Genomic DNA, 20,180 nt, shown 5'->3' on the forward strand with positions numbered 1-20,180 from the left:
AGACCTTACACAATGCCTTCCTTCATCGCCCGGTACACCAGCTGCGAGAACAGGCTGTTCGACCAGGCAAACCATTTGCGCGTAAATGTATGGGGATCGTCCGCGTGGAAGCCTTCATGCATATACCCGGTATCCGCGTCGGTCGCTTCCAGCATCGCGATCATCTCCAGCTTCTCTTCCTTGGTCTGCGCCGTAATGCCCTGCATGGACAAAGCCATGTGCCAGATATAGTCCTTCGGCGTGTGCGGGCTTCCGATGCCCCGGGCCGCCTTGCCCTCGAAATAGAACGGATTCTCCTTGCTCAGCGCAAAGCGTCTCGTATTTTGATAAACCGGATCGTCCGCCCCCACATAGCCGAGGTACGGAATGGACATTAACCCCGGCGTTCCGGCGTCGTCCATCAGGCAGTAGTTGCCGAACCCGTCGGTTTCGTAGGCGTAGATCGGTCCGAATTCCGGATGACGGTAGATGCCGTAAAGTTGAATGCCATGATCCACCTCAAATTCCAGCTCTTTCAGTTTGGCCAGGAACGCCAGATCGCGGAACACCCACTCGGCAAACTCCTGCATTTGGCGCAGGGCCACGACCGCGAACATATTGCCCGGAATGTTGTAATGGAAATCGCAGGCATCGTCGCTGGAACGGAAGCCCGACCAGATCATCCCGGTGTAATTGACCGGCATGCCCAGCCCTCCATTGCGCAGCGAGTCCTCGGGAATTCCGTTGTTCCGGGTGAACCGGTACGGGGACTGTTCGAAGTGACGCTGTTCGGTTTTGAACAGCTCATAAATCCGCCGCATGGCCGCTTTAAACCCGGCGTCAAAAATATCCGCACGCCCCGTCTCTTTCCAATACGTGTACGCCAGGCGGACGACGAAGCATAACGAGTCGATCTCGAATTTGCGCTCCCATACCCAGGGTGACATCTCGGTCTCATCAGTCGTATTCCAATGCCAATCATTGGCCGATTCGTTAAAGGCGTTGGCGTACGGATCGATATGAATGTATTCGATATGGCGTTTGATCAGCCCCGCGATAATCCGCTGTAGATCCGGATCCTCCTTCGCCAGCGGCACGTAGTGAATCACCTGCTCCACGGAATCGCGGAGCCAGCAAGCCGGGATATCTCCGGTAATGACGAAGGTCGTACCGTCGTCCAGCAGCTTGGTTGTCGTCTCCAGCGTATTCGGAAAGCAGTTTTTGAATAGCCTCAGCAGCTTGGGCCGGTGGGCCAGCTTTTCCTCCGCTTCGCGCAAAACGTCCTGCACGGCGGCCGGAAGCGCAAGCGGCGGCATCGGTATTTTGGGGAGTCTGAATTGTTCCATGGGGCTGTTCGCTCCTTTATGTGGTTAATAAGTTGAATTGAAAAGTGCAAGTGTAGAGGCGCCCGGTGAAGTGTTGTTCTTCAACGGGAAACCTCCCGTTATTTTACAAATCTGGATCCTTAGATCGGATTTAACTGGAATAATGCCATCCATTATGCGACCCCAGCCGCCGATCCCCCCTATTTCAGATAAAATAGCGGGAGGTTTTCCAGCTAATTCTCCTCCGCACCCACCGGAGCACCTTATTATCGGGAGGAATTCCCGTTATTTTGCGTTAAGTATCAAACCTGACATGGTGCTGTCTATTTCAAGATTAGTACGCCGCGTTAGCGGCTTTTTGAGACGCTATTTCGGCCCGATTCGGCTCCGCGGGAATAATAGCGGCCCAAAAGAGTCTTATTGCCTTGTTGCGGGCTCAAAAACCGGGGTCTGGCCTACTTTTCCCCAAAATAAGGTCCTAAAAATCACTGAAGTTGTATCAAACCTGACATGGTGCTGTCTATTTTGAAACTTGTCGCCTCGGTATGGCGAGTTGGATCCGGCGCGCCCCATTTCCCTAACCGCCGGCGCATTTTAACGCTAACGGTTGCCACAGCCGTTATTTGTCCTAAAAACGCCGACTTCCCATTCTAACGGTCGCCACGGCGCTTATTTCGCATAAACAGGCTGTTAAGGCGAGAATCCAGGGGAATAACGGCGCTCACGACCGTTAGAATTTCGAAAGGGCTACTTTTCGTTAAATAGCGGCTCCTACAGCCGTTAGACTCCTCTCAGGCGTTAGTACCAGCCGGAAAGCCTGACCTTTTGCAGGAATTCATACTCGATTATATCGATGCAGGTGAATATTGGATGAAAAAAAGAAAATTTCCCGAAATAAAGCAGGACTACGCCATGCGTAAGATAGGGCCCGCATTTTTAACCATACTCTTCTTTCATGTTAGGGTTAGTGCATCGCTAGTGCCTAAAAATCCGCTATTCCATACCGATCAGCCAAATTCGACAAAATAGCGTCGCGCCAGGCCGTTATCCACATGCCCGGCTTCAAAGGAAAGTTGATTACCGGTCTACCGGTTTTCGACTCACCTAGCTTTTTATTTTCAGGGTCTTGATTTCGTAAGGGGCGAAATCCAGCCTGATCCGCCCTCCGTCCGTCTTCAACGGCTCCAGCTCCTGCTCCAGCGCGTTGGACCGGAAGACTTGCCCGTGCGGCAAGCTCCAGGTCAGCTCCGCGCACTCGCGTCCGCCGGCGGACTCATAGAAGCGCAGCACGACGCCGCTGCCGTCTTCGGCCGGCTTGACCGTATCGAGCACCGCGTGCTCGCCCGTGAAGCCGACCAGCGATTGCACCGGGGGCCGCGAGCCTTCCCGGGCTTCGCAGGCGACCACGGCCGGCTCGTGGTTCAGTTCGGCCGCGGCGCGTACCGTATGCGCCGTCTGCCAACCGCCGGTATGCGGGTACAGCGAGTAAGTGAACTCGTGCTCGCCCAGATCGGCGGTTTCGTCCGGCCACTTCGGCGCGCGCAGCAGGGACAGGCGAATCGTACTTCCCTGCACGTCATAGCCGTATTTGCAGTCGTTCAGCAGGCTGACGCCATATCCCCGCTCCGAAACGTCAGCGAACCGGTGCCCGCACACCTCGTACTGCGCCTGCTCCCAGCTCGTATTGCGGTGGGTGGGACGCTCCAGCGCGCCGAACGGAATTTCGTAGGTCGCTTTATCCGTCACGACATCGATCGGAAAACCGACCTTCAGCAGCTTATGGGCTTCGTTCCAGTTGACTTTGGTGCGGAAGTCGATCCGCCGGTGATGATGGTACAGGATCAGGTCCTGCGTCATTTCCGACTGGCCGATGCTCCAGCGGAAGCGCAGCACATCCCGAACCGGCCCGCTGGAAACCAGCTTGCTCTCCAGCAGTTCCGCCTGCCCGGCGGGCTGCTGTTCGTAACGGCTGTCGATGTCCCAGGCGTCCCACAACGTCGGCCGGTCATGGAAGAAATGAAACCGGTTGGCCGCTTCGCCCGGCTTCACGATTTCCCGGTCCGCCGCTTTATCCCGCAGGCTGACGATTTCCCCGCGTTCATTGAACGTGAGCCGGTAATGCTCCGTTTCCCAAACGCCGGGGAAAGTTTGCGTCTTCAGTTGCGCCCCCAGCTCCCGGGACGCGGCCGATACCACAGCTTCCGCCGACTCCGCCTCGCTTCTCAGCCAGATCGTCTTGTAGCCGAAAGCCGGGATTTCCGGCACCCGGACCCAGGCAGCGGCTTCTTCGCCAACCGTCCCGGACAACCGGTCCAGCTCCGCATCAAGCCGTCCGCCGGTTTCATCAAAGGCGGCAGCATACCCGCCAAGGCCATGATCCCGGATCTCAACCACTGCATCTCGGGCCCACCCCAGGCTGTTGAATATGACATAAGGCTTGCCTTCGCCGACCGTGTCCACCTGTCCGGCCAAGACCTCCAGCCCCTGTGCCAATCCGGCGCGGCCTTTATCGAAAATCTCCGCGTATTCCTTCTCGGATGTCTCGTACACTTCCGTAATCGCAGATCCGGGAATAATATCATGGAACTGGTTGAGCAAAATCAGCTTCCACCCGCCATGCAGCGCGGCCTGAGCCTCGCGCCGCCGCTCCTCCGGCATCGCCGGAGCCGCCAGCGTGTTCCAAACCTCCGCTTCGCGATAGAGGATTTCCGCTTTACGGTTGTTCCGCTTGTTTCGCCCGTGCGTCGTGTACGTGCCGCGATGCAGCTCCAGATACAGGTCGCCATGCCAGGAAGGAAGCTGCGGCCGCGCCGCCTCCATCCCTGCGAAGAACGCCGCGGCCGTGCTGTACGCGCTGGCCGGCTGGCCGACCATCAGCCCGGCGCGGTCGATATATTCCAGCATCTCGCGGGTCACGCCGCCCCCGCCGTCGCCATGCCCGTAGAGCAGCATTTGCTCGGGATGGGCGGCTTTTTCCCGGTAAGATTGCCAATGATCATGGATATCTTTCGGCAGCGTGTTCTCATTGACGCCATGGTTCAAGTAGGACAGCATCGGCGTCCCATCGATACCGACCCAATGGAACAAATCGTACGGAAACACGTTCGTGTCATTCCATCCAAGCTTGGTCGTCATAAAATAGCGCACGCCGCCGTGACGCAAAATCTGCGGCAGCGAAGCGCAATAGCCGAACGTGTCCGGCAGCCACTCGATGTCCGAAGTCCGGCCGAACTCTTCCAGATAGAACCGCTGGCCGTACAGCATTTGGCGCATCAGCGATTCGCCGATCGGCAGGTTCAAATCCGGCTCGACCCACATGCCGCCGACCAGTTCGATGCGCCCTTCCTTGATCCGCTCCTTCACGCGCGCGTAAAGATCGGGATCATTGTCCTTCAGGTAGGCGAACAGCTGCGGTTGGCTTTGGGCGTACCGGTACTCCGGATATTCGCGCATTAAGGCATCGACCGTCGAGAAGGTGCGGCTCGCCTTGCGAACCGTTTCCCGGGCCGGCCACAGCCAGGCGATATCGATATGGGATTGCCCGACCATATGGATCAGCCCCTCGGCATTGCCGCCGATCGCTTTAACGCGCGCGGTAAGCCGCTCTTCCACCCCAGCGAAGGCACCGCCCTCGCGAATCGCCGCCCCATCCAGCGCCACAACCTCATCCATGGCGGCGTAGAGCGCCTCAAAGAGCCGGGTGCGCCGGAAATCCTGCTCGGGCAGCAGCACGGCCGAATCGCGGACCACCGTCGCCGTGTACATAAGCTGCTGTACCGGCCGGTTGACCAGCACAAGCCGGCTGTCGATCGCGGAGATCGGCGGCTGTATGACCGCCTGTTGGTTGAGCGGATCGACCGGCTCCGGGATCGGGTCAAACAGCTCGATTTCCAGTTCCAGCGGGAGCTCCTCCGGTTCGGAAGGCAATGTTACAAACGTATGATTCCGGTCCAGTCCCTGAAACGATTTGCCGTTGATTCGCAGCAGTCCTTCGCCCCCGGAAGCAAACACCAGGCCGGCGTGCCCGCCCCGCCAACCGGCCGGAATCGACAGCCGGGTCCGAAAGAAATACGTCGTCCCCTGCGTGCTAGGAAATCTTTCGAACTGTCCGCCTGCCGGATAATCCGCTTCCGCAGTGTACTTGCCGGGAACCTGGTAGGCGGAGGTAGTGATTTTCCAATCGCGCAGCGCGATCTGCTCCAGCCATTGCAACTCCGACAGCTCCCGAATAAACCGTTTAATCCGTTCCATCGATTTAACCCTCCCGTACGATGAGCTTGGCGCTCCATGTATCATTCACATGCCTGCCGACATGAATCCGGAATTCCCCCGGCTCCACGACCGGCTTGTAATCGCGGCCGATATACTCCAGTTCCTCCGCACCGACGGTAAACTCCACCCGGCGCGATTCGCCGGGCGCCAAGTAAACTTTGCGGAAGCCCTTCAGCTCCTTGGCCGGTCTCGTCACGGCGCTGGCCACGTCGGTCACGTATAATTGCACGACCTCCGCTCCGGCCCGGCTTCCGGTGTTCGTCACGTCCACCGTGACCTTGGCCGTCCCGTCCGGCAGGATACACTCCGGCTGTACGATCAGATTCGCATAGCCGAATTCCGTGTAGCTCAGCCCGTAACCAAACGGGTAACGAGGCTGCGAATCGTCTTCCAGGTATCTTTTGCCGCGCGAACGCTTGCCGTTGTAATACACCGGAAGCTGGCCGACATGCTTCGGAATGGAGAGCGTTAGCCGGCCGGACGGATTGACATCCCCGAACAGCACGTCGGCGACGGCATGACCGCCCTCCTGGCCGGGGTACCAGGCTTCCAGAATCGCATCGGCATGCTCGTCGATCCAGGGCTCGGTGACCGGCCGGCCGTTAATGTATACCACGATCAGCGGCTTGCCCAGCTTATGGACCTCCTGAATCAGTTCCAGTTGCACTCCCGACAGCCGCAGCGACAGCCGGTCGATCCCCTCGCCGCAGTCCATGTCGCTCTCGGTATTTCCGGTGACCTTGGAGGCCCCTGTCTTCAGATCGATGCTGCCTTCGCCGAAATCGCGCGCGCTGGAGCCGCCGACGACCATAATGACGGTATCGGCCTGCTCCGCGCAGGACAAGGCAAGCTCAAAGCCTTCCCGCGAATCGCCTTTAATCCGGCAGCCCGGCGCGTACAGCACCCGCTCCGGCGCATCCGCCAGCTTGCCGCGGATTCCGCCCAGCACGGTCGTGACCTTCGACCGCGGCTGCGGGGAGGTGTAATCGCCGAGCTGATTGTAGCCCGTGTCGGCGTTCGGGCCGATGACGGCGATCTTCCCCGCCGCCGACAGCGGCAGCACACCGCCTTCATTCTTCAGCAGCACGATGCCCTCGCCCGCGATTTTCCGGGCCAACTCCACGTGCTCCCGGCTTCCGATGACCTGTTCGGCCCGATTCGGATCGGCATAAGGCGCCTCGAACAGACCGAGCCGGAATTTCAGCTCCAGCACGCGGCGGGCCGCCTGGTCCACCACGGCGGTATCCAATCGGCCGTTACGAACCGCTTCCACCAGGTACTTGCCGAACATTTCGCCGGACATCTCCATATCGATGCCCGCCTCAATCGCCTGGACCGCGGCATCCTGCCCGTCTTCGGCCGAATCGTGGCCGGACGCCAGCATGTCGATGGCGCCGCAGTCCGTGATGACCATGCCGTCAAAGCCCCACTCGCCGCGCAGCACCCCGTCCAACAATTCCTTGTTGGTCGTGCAGGGCACGCCGTCGATTTCGTTGTAAGCCGGCATGATCGAGGCCGCGCCGGCCTCCACGGCTTTGCGGAACGGCAGCAGATCCACTTCAAGCAGCTCCCGCCGTCCCATATGCACCGGTCCGGCGTTTCGGCCGCCTTCGGAGCTGCCGTAGCCGACGAAGTGCTTCAGGGTAGCGGCGACGCTGTCTTCGCCGTCCAGCCGCTCCCCCTGCAGCCCTTCCACCGAAGCCACGGCCATTTGGCCGACCAGATAGGCGTCTTCCCCGAAGCACTCTTCCGTCCGCCCCCACCGGGGGTCGCGGACGACATCCAGCACCGGGGAATACGTCACCGCGCCGCCCTGGCTGCGGGTTTCTCGGGCAACCGCCCGGCACATTTCCCGGTACAGGTCCACGTTCCAGGTGCTGCCGAGAGACAGCGGCACCGGGAATACCGTCGCCCCGATCGCCATATGGCCGTGCGAGCACTCCTCGCCGATCAGGATCGGAATCCCGAGGCGCGAATGCTCAATCGCATAGCGCTGAATCTCGTTGACCGCCTCCGCGCCGAGGCGCGGCGACAGCCCGCTTTCCAGCGTGACGCCCGTCCACGGATCGGCCCGCAGCACGCCGTACAGCGAGCCGACTCCGCCGTTCTCCACCTGCTGTTTGAAGGACTCGGCAAGCTTTATTTTCCCGTCTATATGCTCATAGGTCTGCCAGCCGAACGGCTGGATCAGCTGACCGACCTTCTCTTCCAAAGTCATCAGACCGAGCAGATGCTCCACCCGCTCCCCAATCGGTTTGGTTTTGTCTTTGTAGATCATGGTCTCCACTCTCTCCTCCGGATGATCTTATTCTTTAACTGCCCCTACCGTAAGACCTTGAATGAAATAACGCTGGAAGAACGGATATGCAAAAATAATCGGTCCCGTCGCAAGCACAACCATCGCCATACGCGACGTATCCTGAGGCAGCGAACGCAGCGACTCCAGGCTGAGCGAGCTGTTCTGCGAATTTTGCAGAATGAACTGCATACTGGTTTCGATCCGCATCAGCATGGATTGCAGCGGCACCAGATTCGGGCTATCGATATAAAGCAGGGCGTTAAACCAGTCGTTCCAGTAGCCCAACGTGCTGAACAAACCGATCGTCGCCAGACCCGGAAGGGACAGCGGCAGCACCAGCTTGAGGAAAATACGGAATTCTCCCGCCCCGTCGATTTTGCCCGACTCAATAATGGCGTCAGGCACACTCGTGCTGTAGAACGTCCGCAGAATCATGATGTAAAACGCGTTGACCGCAAGCGGCAAAATCAAAGCCCAAATCGTATCCTTCAGACCGAGCAATTGGGTCACGATGATGTACGTCGGCACCAGGCCGCCGTTGAACAACATGGTGAAGAAAGCGAAAAAGGCGAAAAAATTGCGGAATTTAAAGCTTTTGCGCGAGATGGCGTAAGCATAGAAAGCAATGAACAGCAAGCTGATCATCGTCCCCACCACCGTGACAAAGATCGTCACGCCGTAGGAACGAAGCAGGGTGTCCCCCGTTTGAAACACATAACGGTAAGCTTCAAGACTCCATTGGGACGGAATCAGCTTATAGCCGTCGCGCGCCAGCACGCCCTCGTCGGTGAAGGAAATAATGACGACGAACAAAAACGGAAACACGCAGAGAAAGGCAAAAATGCCGGCAATGAGATTGAACACCACATTCCATGGCGTTGAAAGCTGATGAAAATCGCGGACTTTAACAGTTCTCGCTGACACGTTACTCACTCCTTCCGGTGTATTAGAACAAGGCGCTATCCTTGTCGTATTTGCGCACGATATAGTTGGAGGTCATGACCAAGATGAAACCGACAACCGATTGGTACAAACCCGCCGCCGTACTCATGCCGATCTCCCCGGTAGTTTTGAGCCCGCGGTAAACGTAAGTATCGATTACGTTCGTCACCGAATAGAGTGCTCCGGAGTCTCGGGGAACCTGGAAGAACAACCCGAAATCCGCATAGAAGATTTTTCCGACAGCCAGCAAGGTCATGATCGTAATGATCGGCATCAGCAGCGGAATCGTGATCTTGCGGATTTGCTGGAATTTGCTGGCTCCGTCGATCATCGCCGCTTCATACAGGGATTTGTCGATCCCCATGATCGCCGCCAGATAAACGACGCTGTTGTAGCCGACAGCCTTCCACAAATAGACCAGAATCAGAATATATGGCCATACTTTCGGGTCGGAATACCACTGCATCGACTCGGCACCGAAGGATTTAAAAACTTGATTCAGCAGCCCGCGGTCGGCGCTGAGGAAGCTGAAAGCAAAATAGCCGACGATAACCCAGGATAAAAAGTACGGCAGAAACATACCCGTCTGATAGATTTTTGCCAATCGCTTGTTCGCAATCTCGCTCAAAACCACGGCCATCAGCACGGATAACACCAGTCCCACGAAAATGAAGACAATATTATAGAGCAGCGTATTTCTCGTAATGATAAAAGCATCGTTCGTGCTGAACAAAAATTTGAAATTGTCCCAGCCCACCCATTTGCTGTTGACGATGCTGGCCCAGAAGCCGTCCCGGCTAAAACGGTATTGCTTGAAGGCGATAATCGTGCCGAACATCGGCAGATACGAAAAGAATAGGAACCATAACGCTCCCGGCAGAACCATGAATAGCATGACTTTATTTGTATTGATATCCCGAAAAAAACCGCCTACCCTTTTCACGCGAATCCCTCCTGATCGCTAAAATTTTATCGCGGCGGAGTGTGAAAAAGACCGGGCGTAAGGCTTTTCACCCGCCCGATCTTTTCAATGCCTCCAAGTCCATGATGCCTTTTACTTGTTGTTTGCGGCTCTCCACTCGTCGATTTGTTTTTGCGCTTCGGCGATGATTTTGTCGAGACCGGCCGCTTTCAGTTTTTCGTTTGCTTTCGGCAAGTACTCGTTCGGATCGACCGTACCCGTCATCAGGGAAGACCAGAATTCTTCCTTCGCATTCTGTACGGCGGCGATTTCATTCGTCACTGCGGAAGTATCGAAGTTGAAGCCCAGCAGCGGAGCGTTGATGCCCGATGCGTTGAATTTTTTGAACTCATCCCATTTGTTGTCCGGATCGCCTTCGTTCAAATAAGTGATCATGATGTTCCCGAGTGAGAACGTCGGCATATCGTAATTTTTGGCGTCCGCCAGGTTTTTGATCATGGTGTCGTTCACTTTTTCATAGTGAACGCCCTCGATCCCGGAATCGATCAAATTACGCAAGTAAGGGTCGGTGTTCAGCAGATTCAGGAATTCCATCGCTTTCTCCGGATGCTCGGAATTGGCGGAAATCGCCTGCATGGAACCCATGACGGACCAGTTAAAGATGTAAGGCTGACCGGCCGGTGTGGAAACGACAGGGTAGCCATAGCTGGCGGACCAGAGGTTATCGGCGAGCGGCTGGGTAGACGCGCGGTCCATAAACCATTTCCCGGATTTAAACAAATCTTCCACCGAAGTCGTGGTCGCTACTTCCGGAGAAATGTAACCAGCTTTGTAGTATTTGCGAACGGTTTCAAGAGCCGCTTTGGCTTCCGGGGTTTCCAAAATGTTAACGACTTTATAGTCCTTGGTATTGAGATACACGGCCATCGGCATCTTTTCGATGACATAGTCGAACGGCATTAACGGCATAAAGTCTTTCTTCATCGCATAAGGCGTAATGTCCGGCTCGTTTTCTTTAATCGCTTTAAGCATCGGCTCCAAACTTTCCAGCGTCGTCGCTTTGGTTATATCCAGTTTGTATTTATCCAGCAATTCTTTGTTAAAGCGCCATACTTCTTGAGCCGGAAGCTCTTTATTGGCCGGAATTGCATAGTTGTGTCCGTCAACCTTGGAACCTTCCAGGAACGCCGGGTCGAGCGTTTCCTTGATACCTTGGCCATACTTGTTAAGAAGATCGTCCAGTTCCAAGAAGGCGCCTTTGCGGGCGTTTTGCACGTAATCGAAGGCCCAGGAGCATGTGAACATAATGTCCATCGGCTCGCCGGAAGCGGCCATGACCTGCATTTTTTGCGTATAGTCGCCGTAGTCGATCATTTTCATATCGATCGTGGCGTTGATTTTTTCCTTGGTGTACTTGTTGACTTCTTCCACCACGCGATCCAAATCTTTTTGCGGTGCACCGATCGTGTACCAGATCAATTCGACCGGCTTCTCGGCTTTCGCCGAATTACCCGATCCCGCACTGTCGGCTTTGTTCCCCTCCGTTTTGCTTCCGCCCCCGCAAGCGCTAACAATTAACGTAAGCGCAACCAATGAAGCCAGCAGCATGGAGAAGCTTTTTCTTTTTTTGCCCATGAGTAAACCTCCCTTTTGATGTGGAACCATTTAATCTAGTTTTACTTTATGACATGAAAGCATTTTCAAATAGAAGAGAAAATAAATAAATCATGTTCAAAATAAAGAAAAGAGCCTGCCGGCGACACGGTCGCTAGCTCAGCCCTTTGAACTCCGTCGGAGATATCCCCACATATTTCTTGAATTGCTTGTAAAAATATCCGGCTTCCCAATAGCCGACCTGACGGGCAATTTCATGGACTTTTTGGTTCGTCGACTTCAGCATCTCCTTCGCCTTCTCGATGCGGTATCGGTTGATGTACTCGGTAAAGGACTCCCCGACTTCCTTATGAAAAAGCTGCCCGAGGTACACGGGATGAATTTTGTACGTATTACCCAGCGTTTTGAGTGAAAGGTCCTGATTGTAGCCCTCATGGATGGTGTTCAGCACCTGCTGGACGACCGGGCTCTTTACATCCCGGTTCAGAGCATCAATGGCCGATGCGGCGGTTTTTTTGACAATCTCGGCCAACTCCTCCAGCGTATCGGCCGACCGGATTCTTTCAATTCCGCCCGCAAATAGTCCCGGGTCTTCCGTATGGCGGATTTCCTGCAGTTGCATCTTGAACCGGAGCATCCACTCCAGGGCGATTTCCTGCAGGAAGGCCGGCGTCGCCGCGCCCTGTTCGCCAAGCCTGGAAAGCTCCCGGCCGATCAGGGCATCCAGCCCCTCCTTGTCCCGGGTAAGCAGCAGCCTGGAACTCTCACTCCAATCGATTGAGGACGCCTGGGCCCTTTCGGTCCGGTCCTTTAGCTCCTCATGGCTGATTACTTCAAGTTCGGGAAAGACCATGAAGTATTCCTGGGCTTTCTTGGCGTTCTCATAACTGATAAAGGCGCATCCCTCCTTCTCTTCGACGCTGCCGAGCGAGATTTGCGGACGATAGAGGGACAGCATTTCGGCCAGGCGGTCGATGACTTCACCCGCCTCCCGTCTCCCCCGGTCGGGCTCCTCAAAATTATGCAGCAACACCAGATCCCCGTCGTTGTCCCGGAACGGAACGATCTCCGGGTTGCCCTTAAGCTCCCGTTCGACCCGGCTATAGATATCGGCGGACGCCTGCCGAACCCGCAGCAGGGAGACGAGGACCCAGGGCTTGTCCAGCTTGAGTCCCAACAGATCGGCCCTTTCCTGGAACTCCTCCGTACCGATCTGGTTGTACATCCACCGGTGCATCACATTGTCCCGCAGGATGCGGGTGCTGTATTCGCTCAGGGCCTCATGAGTGCGGGTCAGATCCAGCTTGTTCCGGACCGCGGTCAAGGTAGCCGCGAATTCCTCCAGATTGATCGGCTTCAGCAGATAGTTCTCGATGCCCAGCGCCATGCCTTCTTTCAAATAGGCAAATTCGTCATACCCACTGAGTACGATCACCTTCAGGTCGGGCTTGAATTCCCGGGACCCGCGAATCAGGTCCAGGCCGGTCATCTGCGGCATCGAAATATCGGTAATGAGAATGTCGGCCGGCTTCTCCCGAAGCGCCTGCAGAGCGGCGCTTCCGTTCTCGGCATGACCCACGATCTCCATCCCCAGTTCGGCCCAGTCGACGATATCGTATAATCCTTCGATGATAAAAGGCTCGTCGTCCACAAGAAATACTTTATACATTCCGGTCTCCCTCCTCGAGTTCGGGAAAAGTCACGACCACGGCCGTTCCTTCGCCCTCTGCGCTGCTCACTTCCACCCCGCAGGCCTCCCCGTACAGCAGCTTCAAACGCTCATGAATGCTGCGCAAACCGAAGGACTCCGCGTATTCATCAGGCTTTTGGAGCCCCAGGCGGATTTCCTCCAGCCTTTCCGGCGAAATGCCCCGGCCGTTGTCCCTCACCTCCGCACGAATCATCCCTCCCCCGGAAGGAACGACGGAAATCGAAACGGCGTTATCCGCCCTGTCTGTCCGCAGGCCATGGATAATGTAATTTTCGATGATCGGCTGCAGGGACATTTTTAACACAGGCTTCGTCTCCAGCTCTTTGTCACAGCTCACCTTATAGGACAGCCTGTCCTTATAGCGGATCCGAAACAGTTCGAGATAAAGTCTGCAGGCCTCCAGCTCATCTTTTAACGTGTAGTTCCGCTTTTGCTGCACATAGTTTTTGAACAGCATCGACAGGCTGTAAATCATCTCGCCGACATCCTTCGCCCCCTGGGAGACGGCTCTCATACGGATGACTTCCAGCGTATTGTACAAAAAGTGCGGGTTCACCCGGGATTCAAGCGCTTTCAGTTCAGCCTGTTTTTGCTTGATTTCCGCTTTGTATACCCGGTTAATGTACTCGTTGAGGTTGTCGAGCACGCTGTTAAAGCTCTTGGAAATCAGCCCGAGCTCGTCATCGCGGTCATCCTCGATGCGCACGGTCAGATCTCCATTTCTCACCTTGCGGGTAAAGCGGACGATCCCGTAAGTCCGTTTGGCAAAATTGCTGATAAACAGGGATGGTAGGATGATCGCCACCATGATGCAAATCGCGCTGATCGTTACGATGGTATTCCGCAAACCGCGGTACGTCTTGGCCAGTTCTTCTTCCGGCACCGTGCTAAGGACGGTAAAGCCGCCCTGGCTTTGCATCAGCTTCGTCACGATCAGCCCGTTCCCCACCGTGCCGTTGTCATAAACGGAATTCACCTGCTCGAAATACGGATACTTCTGGCCGTAATACATCCCCGAGCTGTCGAACAACACATCGCCTTTGCCCGAGATGACCAGAATCTGACCCTTTAAGTTGTCCTTATATTGCTCCAGGCTCTTCTGCACGCGGGTCGTGTCGAAATAGACGACCAGTTGCCCCATGTTGCGCAAGGACTGGTTATTGTTGACGGGAACCCGCACCGAGTACATCGGCGTTTCCGGCATGCCGATCGTTTTGCGGATCCAGATATTCGGCAACGATACGTTAGCGTCCTCATCCAGGTACATGACGTCGGGAACATAGGACCGGGATGCGTTCGTGGATACGATTTTAAATTGTTTGAAGCTGTTATAGACGTATAATTGCTGCAAATCCGCGCTGTACAGCATCAGGCTCATAATATCGCGATCATCCTCGACCTGGTTCCGGAAATACTGGATCGTATCCGTTGTGGAGCCCGTCCCCGTGTCGCTGAAAAAACGGTCCAGCCGATACCTGACGTAATCCTGATAGGGATGCTCCATAAAATAGGCCGTATTGTAAGCCAGCTCCCGGTCGCGGTAAATGTCCCGCAGCATCCGCTGAACCGACTCGTACTTCCCGGCGACATAATTGGAAACGCTCTCGATTGCACTTTTTTGAACGTCCATCTGCCGCTGGACCACGGCCTCCGACATCACCTGATACATCAGATAGGAGAATGTAATAATCGTCAGGATCATGATCATGGAGAAGAACAGAATGATTTTCATGAACAGATTGTTTTTAAAATATTTACGGTAAATGCCGCCTGCGATCATTTCGCGCCCCTTTCCGCCGGTCCGATTATTGAGCATTATAACACGCCTGGCAAGCATAGGTTGCGGTTTCACACATATAGAAATAAATTGGCTGCTATGCCAAAGCAGATCGACAGAGTGCGTCCTTATGATCTAACCTGACCAAAAAATCCGCCGTTGGCTTTGTCCGGCCCGCCGGGGCGGGCGTGAGAGATTTAACGGGAAAAACTCCCGTTAATTCGAGCCGGGAGACACGCGATTTGCATTTACCTGGAAAATCTCCAGGTAATTTGGAACTGCGGCTCTCTCTCACACCACTTGAGCCGAATTAGCTGGAGAAATTCCGCCTAATTGTACCCACATAGGCGAAATACGCAATATTAACGGGAGGTTTTCCCGTTAATGAACTGGCCTCAAAAAACGCGTACTCCCGGCATCGTTCGAGCCAAGGTACGCGTTTTTTATTTATGCGATTGCAACTGCTGCCCCAATAGAAACCTTAATAACATAGAATGCCTGCGTATCTGCATGTTTTTTTCCTGTTCGGAACAAGAATTTCAAAATGCCTGCAATTCTGCAGGCATTTTCGACGAAACCAGCTCGTTTCTCTAAAATCGCTGGAAATTCCTGCAGATTTGCATCTTTTTTCGCATCCGCACGTGAATCGGCCTAAATACCTGCAGATTTGCATCTTTTTGGAGTTGGAAGTGTTGGAAGGTGCGCTAGGCACCTTGATCGCCGTGGGCCCATCTCCTACTACGATGTCTGATGAGGCACTAGCCGCGGAATTCCTGCAGCCCTTTGTTCAGCGAACGAGTTGCCGCGTAAACTTGCTGGTACACCTTGAACAGGCGGGCATAGGTCTCTACGTTGGCCGGAATCGGCTCGTACGTTTTCCCGTAGCCGATAAACCGGTCGGCGCATTCCTTTAAGGTGCCGAACCAGCCGCTGCCGACGGCCGCCATCATGGCCGCGCCCATCGCCGGGCCTTGCTCGTTCTTCAGCGAAACGACCGGCGTGCCGAAAATATCGGCCTGCATTTGCAACCAGACCGGATTCTTCGCCCCGCCGCCGATGGAGATGACGCGCTCGACGGAAATGCCGGCCTCGCGGAACAGCTCGACGGACTCGGCCAGCGAGAAGGTGATGCCCTCCATCACCGCGCGGGCGAGATGCTCCCGGCGATGCGTGCCGGACAGGCCGATGAAGCTGCCGCGGATCACGCTGTCCGCATGCGGCGTGCGCTCGCCGACGAGGTACGGCGTGAAGAGCAGGCCTTCCGCCCCCGGAGGAAGCGAGCCGACCGGCGCCAGCAGCTCGTCGAAGCTGAGCTCGGGGGCAAGGGAATCCTTGAACCAGCTCAAGGAATAGCCCGCCGCCAGGGTGACACCCATGGCGTAAAAAGCTCCGGGATGAGCGTGGTTAAAGAAATGCACCTTGCCGCCGAAGTCTTTGCTCTTGTCCTCTTCGTACGTGAGGACAACGCCCGAGGTGCCGATGCTGCACAGCGCATCGCCCCGGCGGACAATACCGGCGCCGACCGCGCCGCAGGCATTGTCCGCGCCACCGCCGAACACCCGGGTGTTCGGCGACAGCCCGCACTGCTGCGCGAATTCCGGCAGCAGCGTGCCGGCTTCCTCCGCGCTGCCGAGCAGCGGCGGGCAGAACCCTTCCGGAAGGCCGAACGCCTGAGCGATCTCATCGCTCCAGGCTCCTTCCGGAACGTTCAGCAGCAGCGTGCCGGCGGCATCGGAGATTTCCATCTGTACGCGCCCGGTCATGCGGTAGCGCAGGTAGTCCTTAGGCAGCACGAAACGCGCCGCCTTGGCGAACAGCTCGGGCTCGTGCTTTTGTACCCATAGGATCTTGGGCAGCGTAAACCCTTCCAGCGCCGCGTTGCGCGTAATGTCGAGCAGTCGATCGCCAAGCTTCGCTTCAATATCCCGGCACTCCTGCGTCGTGCGGGTATCGTTCCAGAGCATGGCGTGGCGCAGCACATTATTTTGTTCGTCCAGCAGAACAAGTCCATGCATTTGGCCGGAGAAGGAAATCCCCTCGATCGCCTCCGGCTCCACGCCGCTCTCCTGAAGCAATTGCTTCAGGCAAGCCACGGTTCCGTTCACCCATTCCTCCGGATTCTGTTCGCTGTAACCCGGCCGCTCGTGAATCAGCGGGTAGGCAGCGGTCGCTTCGCCTTTGATTTCCCCCTCCTTGTTAACCAGCAGCGTTTTTACCGAGCTTGTGCCCAGGTCGATCCCGATGACATATTTCATATCGCAATCCGCTCTCCCTTCGTTCCTTTTCAATCCTTTTCGGTCCTCTTCGTGCCTTTGCTTACATTGCCTTTGCTTACATTAGGACATCAGGCTTTTCAGGCGCTCTTAAAGGCTTTTTCGCCTTCCCTCGCGAATCCCGTGCCTCCAATATCGACAAAAAGGGACGGCAGCCGTCCCTTTTTGTCATTTTGCGTTTTACAAGGTCATTTTCAGCCGGGCATATCGCCGGAGGGCTTATTTGGTTCCGAAGATATATTCGTTCAGGCGAGCCTTCACAAGCTCCAGATGGTTGGACTTATTGCGGATATCGCTGTGCTCCAAAGCGTAAGCTTCCAGCGTTTTGAAGTTGGCTTTACCGGCCACGATGTCCGCGCCGATCCCGGACTTGAAGCTGGCGTAGCGCTCTTCGATCAGGCCGTCGATGAACTTGTCTTCTTTCATCTTGGCGGCAACTTTCAGACCTTTTGCGAACGTGTCCATCCCGGCGATATGAGCGTAGAACAAATCTTCTGGCTCGAAAGAAGAACGTCTTACCTTCGCGTCGAAGTTTACGCCGCCGGAACCCAGGCCGCCATTTTCAAGGATTTCATACATCGCAAGCGTAACAGCGTACAGGTCGGTCGGGAACTCGTCGGTATCCCAGCCGAGCAGCATGTCGCCTTGGTTCGCGTCAATGGAACCGAGCATATTGTTAATGCGGGCTACGCGCAGTTCGTGCTCGAACGTGTGCCCCGCCAAGGTCGCGTGGTTGGCTTCCAGGTTGAGCTTGAAGTGATCTTGCAAGCTATATTTTTGCAGGAATGCGATCGTGGTTGCCGCGTCAAAATCATATTGGTGCTTGGTAGGCTCTTTCGGTTTCGGCTCGATCAGGAATTGGCCCTTGAAGCCGATTTCCTTCGCGTAGTCGATGGCCATTTGGAAGAATCTCGCCAGGTTGTCGAGCTCCAGCCCCATGTCCGTATTCAGCAGGGATTCGTAGCCTTCACGGCCGCCCCAGAATACATAGTTCTCCGCGCCGAGTTCAACCGCGGTTTCCAGACCTTTCTTGACTTGTGCCGCAGCATAAGCAAATACGTCTGCGTTCGAAGTTGTAGCCGCCCCATGGACATAACGCGGGTTGGAGAACATGTTCGCCGTGTTCCACAACAGCTTGATGCCGGTCGATTGCATACCTTCTTTCAATTTGGCGACGATCACGTCGAGGTTTTGATTGGATTCGCGCAGCGTTGCGCCTTCCGGTGCCACGTCAACGTCATGGAAGCAATAGTACGGTGCGCCAAGCTTCTCCAGGAATTCGAAGTTCACTTCCACGCGGGCTTTCGCCAGATCCAGACCCGATACCGTTTCCCAAGGACGGATCATGTTGCCTTGACCGAACGGGTCGCTGCCGTTCATCGTCAGCGTGTGCCAGTAAGCCACCGCGAAGCGGAGATGCTCCTTCATAGATTTGCCGAGCACCACTTCATTTTCGTTATAGTGTTTAAATGCTAGAGGGTTGTTGGAGCCTGCGCCTTCATACTGGATCTTGCCGATGTTCTTGAAATAACTCACCTTAGAGTCCTCCCTGCATAATTTTAATTTAGTAAGCCCTTACAATACCTTGTCAACAATAGTTTTCTCATGTTGGACAAAGGTAGGATACCCGGTTGTGCCAGGATCATGCCCTTTTCAACTAGATCGTATCACGTTATACTTAGTTTGTCTAGTAAACTAACTAAGTTATTCAGTAAGCAACTCTATTTTATGTTATGATGGCAAATATCAGCCTTTCTATTACGGAGGATTTCCATGAAAATTACCGGCGACCAGCAGTTGATAAAAAAAATGAACAAGAGCATCGTGCTGGACACGATCCGTCAGCGCCAGCCCCTGTCGCGCGCGGATATTTCCGCCGGAATCGGCCTCAACAAGGCCACCGTCTCTTCGCTTGTCTCGGAGCTGATCGACAGCCGCCTCGTCACCGAAATCGGCCCGGGAGAATCCAGCGGCGGGCGCAAGCCGACGCTCCTGCTTTTTAATAAACAAGCGGGCTTTGCGATTGGCGTGGATATCCGGGTCAGCGATCTGCTGGCCGTCCTGGTCGATCTGGAAGGGAACGTGATCCGGGAAAAAAACGTACCTCTTACGGATTTCACCCCCGAGAACGTGGTGGAGCAAATCGGTAAAACGATCCGGTTGCTCGGCCGTAAGCTTCCCGACTCCCCCTATGGCATCGTAGGCATCGGCATCGGGGTTCCCGGGCTGGTCGACGAAACCAGCCGCGTCATCTCCGCGCCGAACCTGGGCTGGGACAACGTCGATCTGGCCGGGGCACTTGCGGCGGAATTCGGCGGCAACCTGCATATCGATAACGAGGCCAATGCCGGTGCCATCGGCGAAAAACTCTACGGCGCCGGCCGTGACTCGCAAAATCTGATCTATTTGAGCATCGGCGTCGGGATCGGCTCGGGGATTATCGTCGGCGGTGCACTGTACCGCGGCACCTCCAACTTCTCCGGCGAGGTCGGCCACATGACCGTCGCGGAGGACGGCCCGCTCTGCCGCTGCGGCAACCGCGGGTGTTGGGAGACGCTCGCCTCAGAGAAGGCGCTGCTCGATCGGGCCGCCGGCGTATGGAAAGATAATACGCCCGGCCTGGAGCAGATCCTGGCCGCCGGCAAACAAGGGGACAAGCAGGCGCTTGACCTGCTGAACGAAATCGGCTCTCAGCTTGGCGTCGGGCTGGCCAACCTGGTGAACATTCTCAATCCCGAACTCATCGTCATCGGGAACCGCCTGTCGCTGGCGGGGGGGCTTTTTGAAGAGGCGATGCTGCAAACGATCAAAAACCGGAGCTTATCCTATCACCGCAAAAAGACGCATGTCGATTTTGCCAAGCTCGGGATACGCTCCACCGCCCTCGGCGCCGCCTCGATGCCCATCACGGCTTTTCTGACCGATCCGGACGTCAGTGTCCGGGAGCCGTCATAACCCGCCGGAATATGATGGTCCCCGGGAGGAAGAGACTTTTAAGGAGCTGTTTGAGGGACGAAGGGTCCGAACCGGATAATTTCGAACAATCCCTGGTACTACCCGTTTGGG

The 20,180-nt window shown here is 55.8% G+C and carries 11 protein-coding genes; 1 reads left to right on the forward strand and 10 read right to left on the reverse strand.

What is annotated here, in order from left to right:
• Positions 1-5 precede the first annotated feature (5 nt).
• The 10 genes from V4U84_RS15690 to xylA all read right to left on the reverse strand — a co-directional run bounded on the left by V4U84_RS15690 (position 6) and on the right by xylA (position 18,650).
• On the reverse strand, positions 6-1,325 hold the full coding sequence (locus tag V4U84_RS15690; protein WP_334074344.1) for a glycoside hydrolase family 125 protein: 1,320 nt from the start codon (positions 1,323-1,325) through the stop codon (positions 6-8).
• 1,083 nt (positions 1,326-2,408) lie between these two features.
• A complete protein-coding gene (locus V4U84_RS15695) occupies positions 2,409-5,555 on the reverse strand; it encodes an alpha-mannosidase (RefSeq protein WP_334074343.1) in 3,147 nt (1,048 codons plus the stop codon).
• 4 nt (positions 5,556-5,559) lie between these two features.
• Positions 5,560-7,854, reverse strand: coding sequence for a glycoside hydrolase family 3 N-terminal domain-containing protein (locus tag V4U84_RS15700; RefSeq protein WP_334077502.1), 2,295 nt, complete (start codon positions 7,852-7,854; stop codon positions 5,560-5,562).
• Positions 7,855-7,881: 27 nt separating this feature from the next.
• The gene (locus V4U84_RS15705) at positions 7,882-8,799 is read right to left on the reverse strand and encodes a carbohydrate ABC transporter permease (protein WP_334074341.1); all 918 of its coding nucleotides are present in this window, start codon (positions 8,797-8,799) and stop codon (positions 7,882-7,884) included.
• 22 nt (positions 8,800-8,821) lie between these two features.
• Positions 8,822-9,712 (reverse strand): ABC transporter permease, encoded by an 891-nt coding sequence (locus tag V4U84_RS15710; RefSeq protein WP_334074377.1) that lies wholly within the window; start codon positions 9,710-9,712, stop codon positions 8,822-8,824.
• Positions 9,713-9,871: 159 nt separating this feature from the next.
• Positions 9,872-11,374 (reverse strand): ABC transporter substrate-binding protein, encoded by a 1,503-nt coding sequence (locus tag V4U84_RS15715; RefSeq protein WP_334074340.1) that lies wholly within the window; start codon positions 11,372-11,374, stop codon positions 9,872-9,874.
• A 133-nt stretch (positions 11,375-11,507) separates the two neighbouring features.
• The gene (locus V4U84_RS15720) at positions 11,508-13,022 is read right to left on the reverse strand and encodes a response regulator transcription factor (protein WP_334074339.1); all 1,515 of its coding nucleotides are present in this window, start codon (positions 13,020-13,022) and stop codon (positions 11,508-11,510) included.
• A complete protein-coding gene (locus V4U84_RS15725; protein WP_416367255.1) occupies positions 13,015-14,844 on the reverse strand; it encodes a sensor histidine kinase in 1,830 nt (609 codons plus the stop codon). The genes V4U84_RS15720 and V4U84_RS15725 overlap by 8 nt, the downstream gene beginning before the upstream one ends.
• A 755-nt stretch (positions 14,845-15,599) precedes the next feature.
• Positions 15,600-17,096, reverse strand: coding sequence for a xylulokinase (xylB, locus tag V4U84_RS15730; protein ID WP_334074376.1), 1,497 nt, complete (start codon positions 17,094-17,096; stop codon positions 15,600-15,602).
• A gap of 237 nt (positions 17,097-17,333) precedes the next feature.
• Positions 17,334-18,650, reverse strand: a complete 1,317-nt coding sequence (gene xylA / locus V4U84_RS15735; protein ID WP_334074337.1) for a xylose isomerase — start codon at positions 18,648-18,650, stop codon at positions 17,334-17,336.
• Positions 18,651-18,887: 237 nt separating this feature from the next.
• Here xylA and V4U84_RS15740 point away from each other — a divergent pair, with 237 nt between their 5' ends.
• On the forward strand, positions 18,888-20,069 hold the full coding sequence (locus tag V4U84_RS15740) for an ROK family transcriptional regulator (protein WP_334074336.1): 1,182 nt from the start codon (positions 18,888-18,890) through the stop codon (positions 20,067-20,069).
• Positions 20,070-20,180 lie beyond the last annotated feature (111 nt).

The sequence above is a fragment of the Paenibacillus sanfengchensis genome, assembly GCF_036864765.1.
In the GTDB taxonomy this organism is placed as follows: Bacteria; Bacillota; Bacilli; order Paenibacillales; family Paenibacillaceae; genus Fontibacillus; species Fontibacillus sanfengchensis.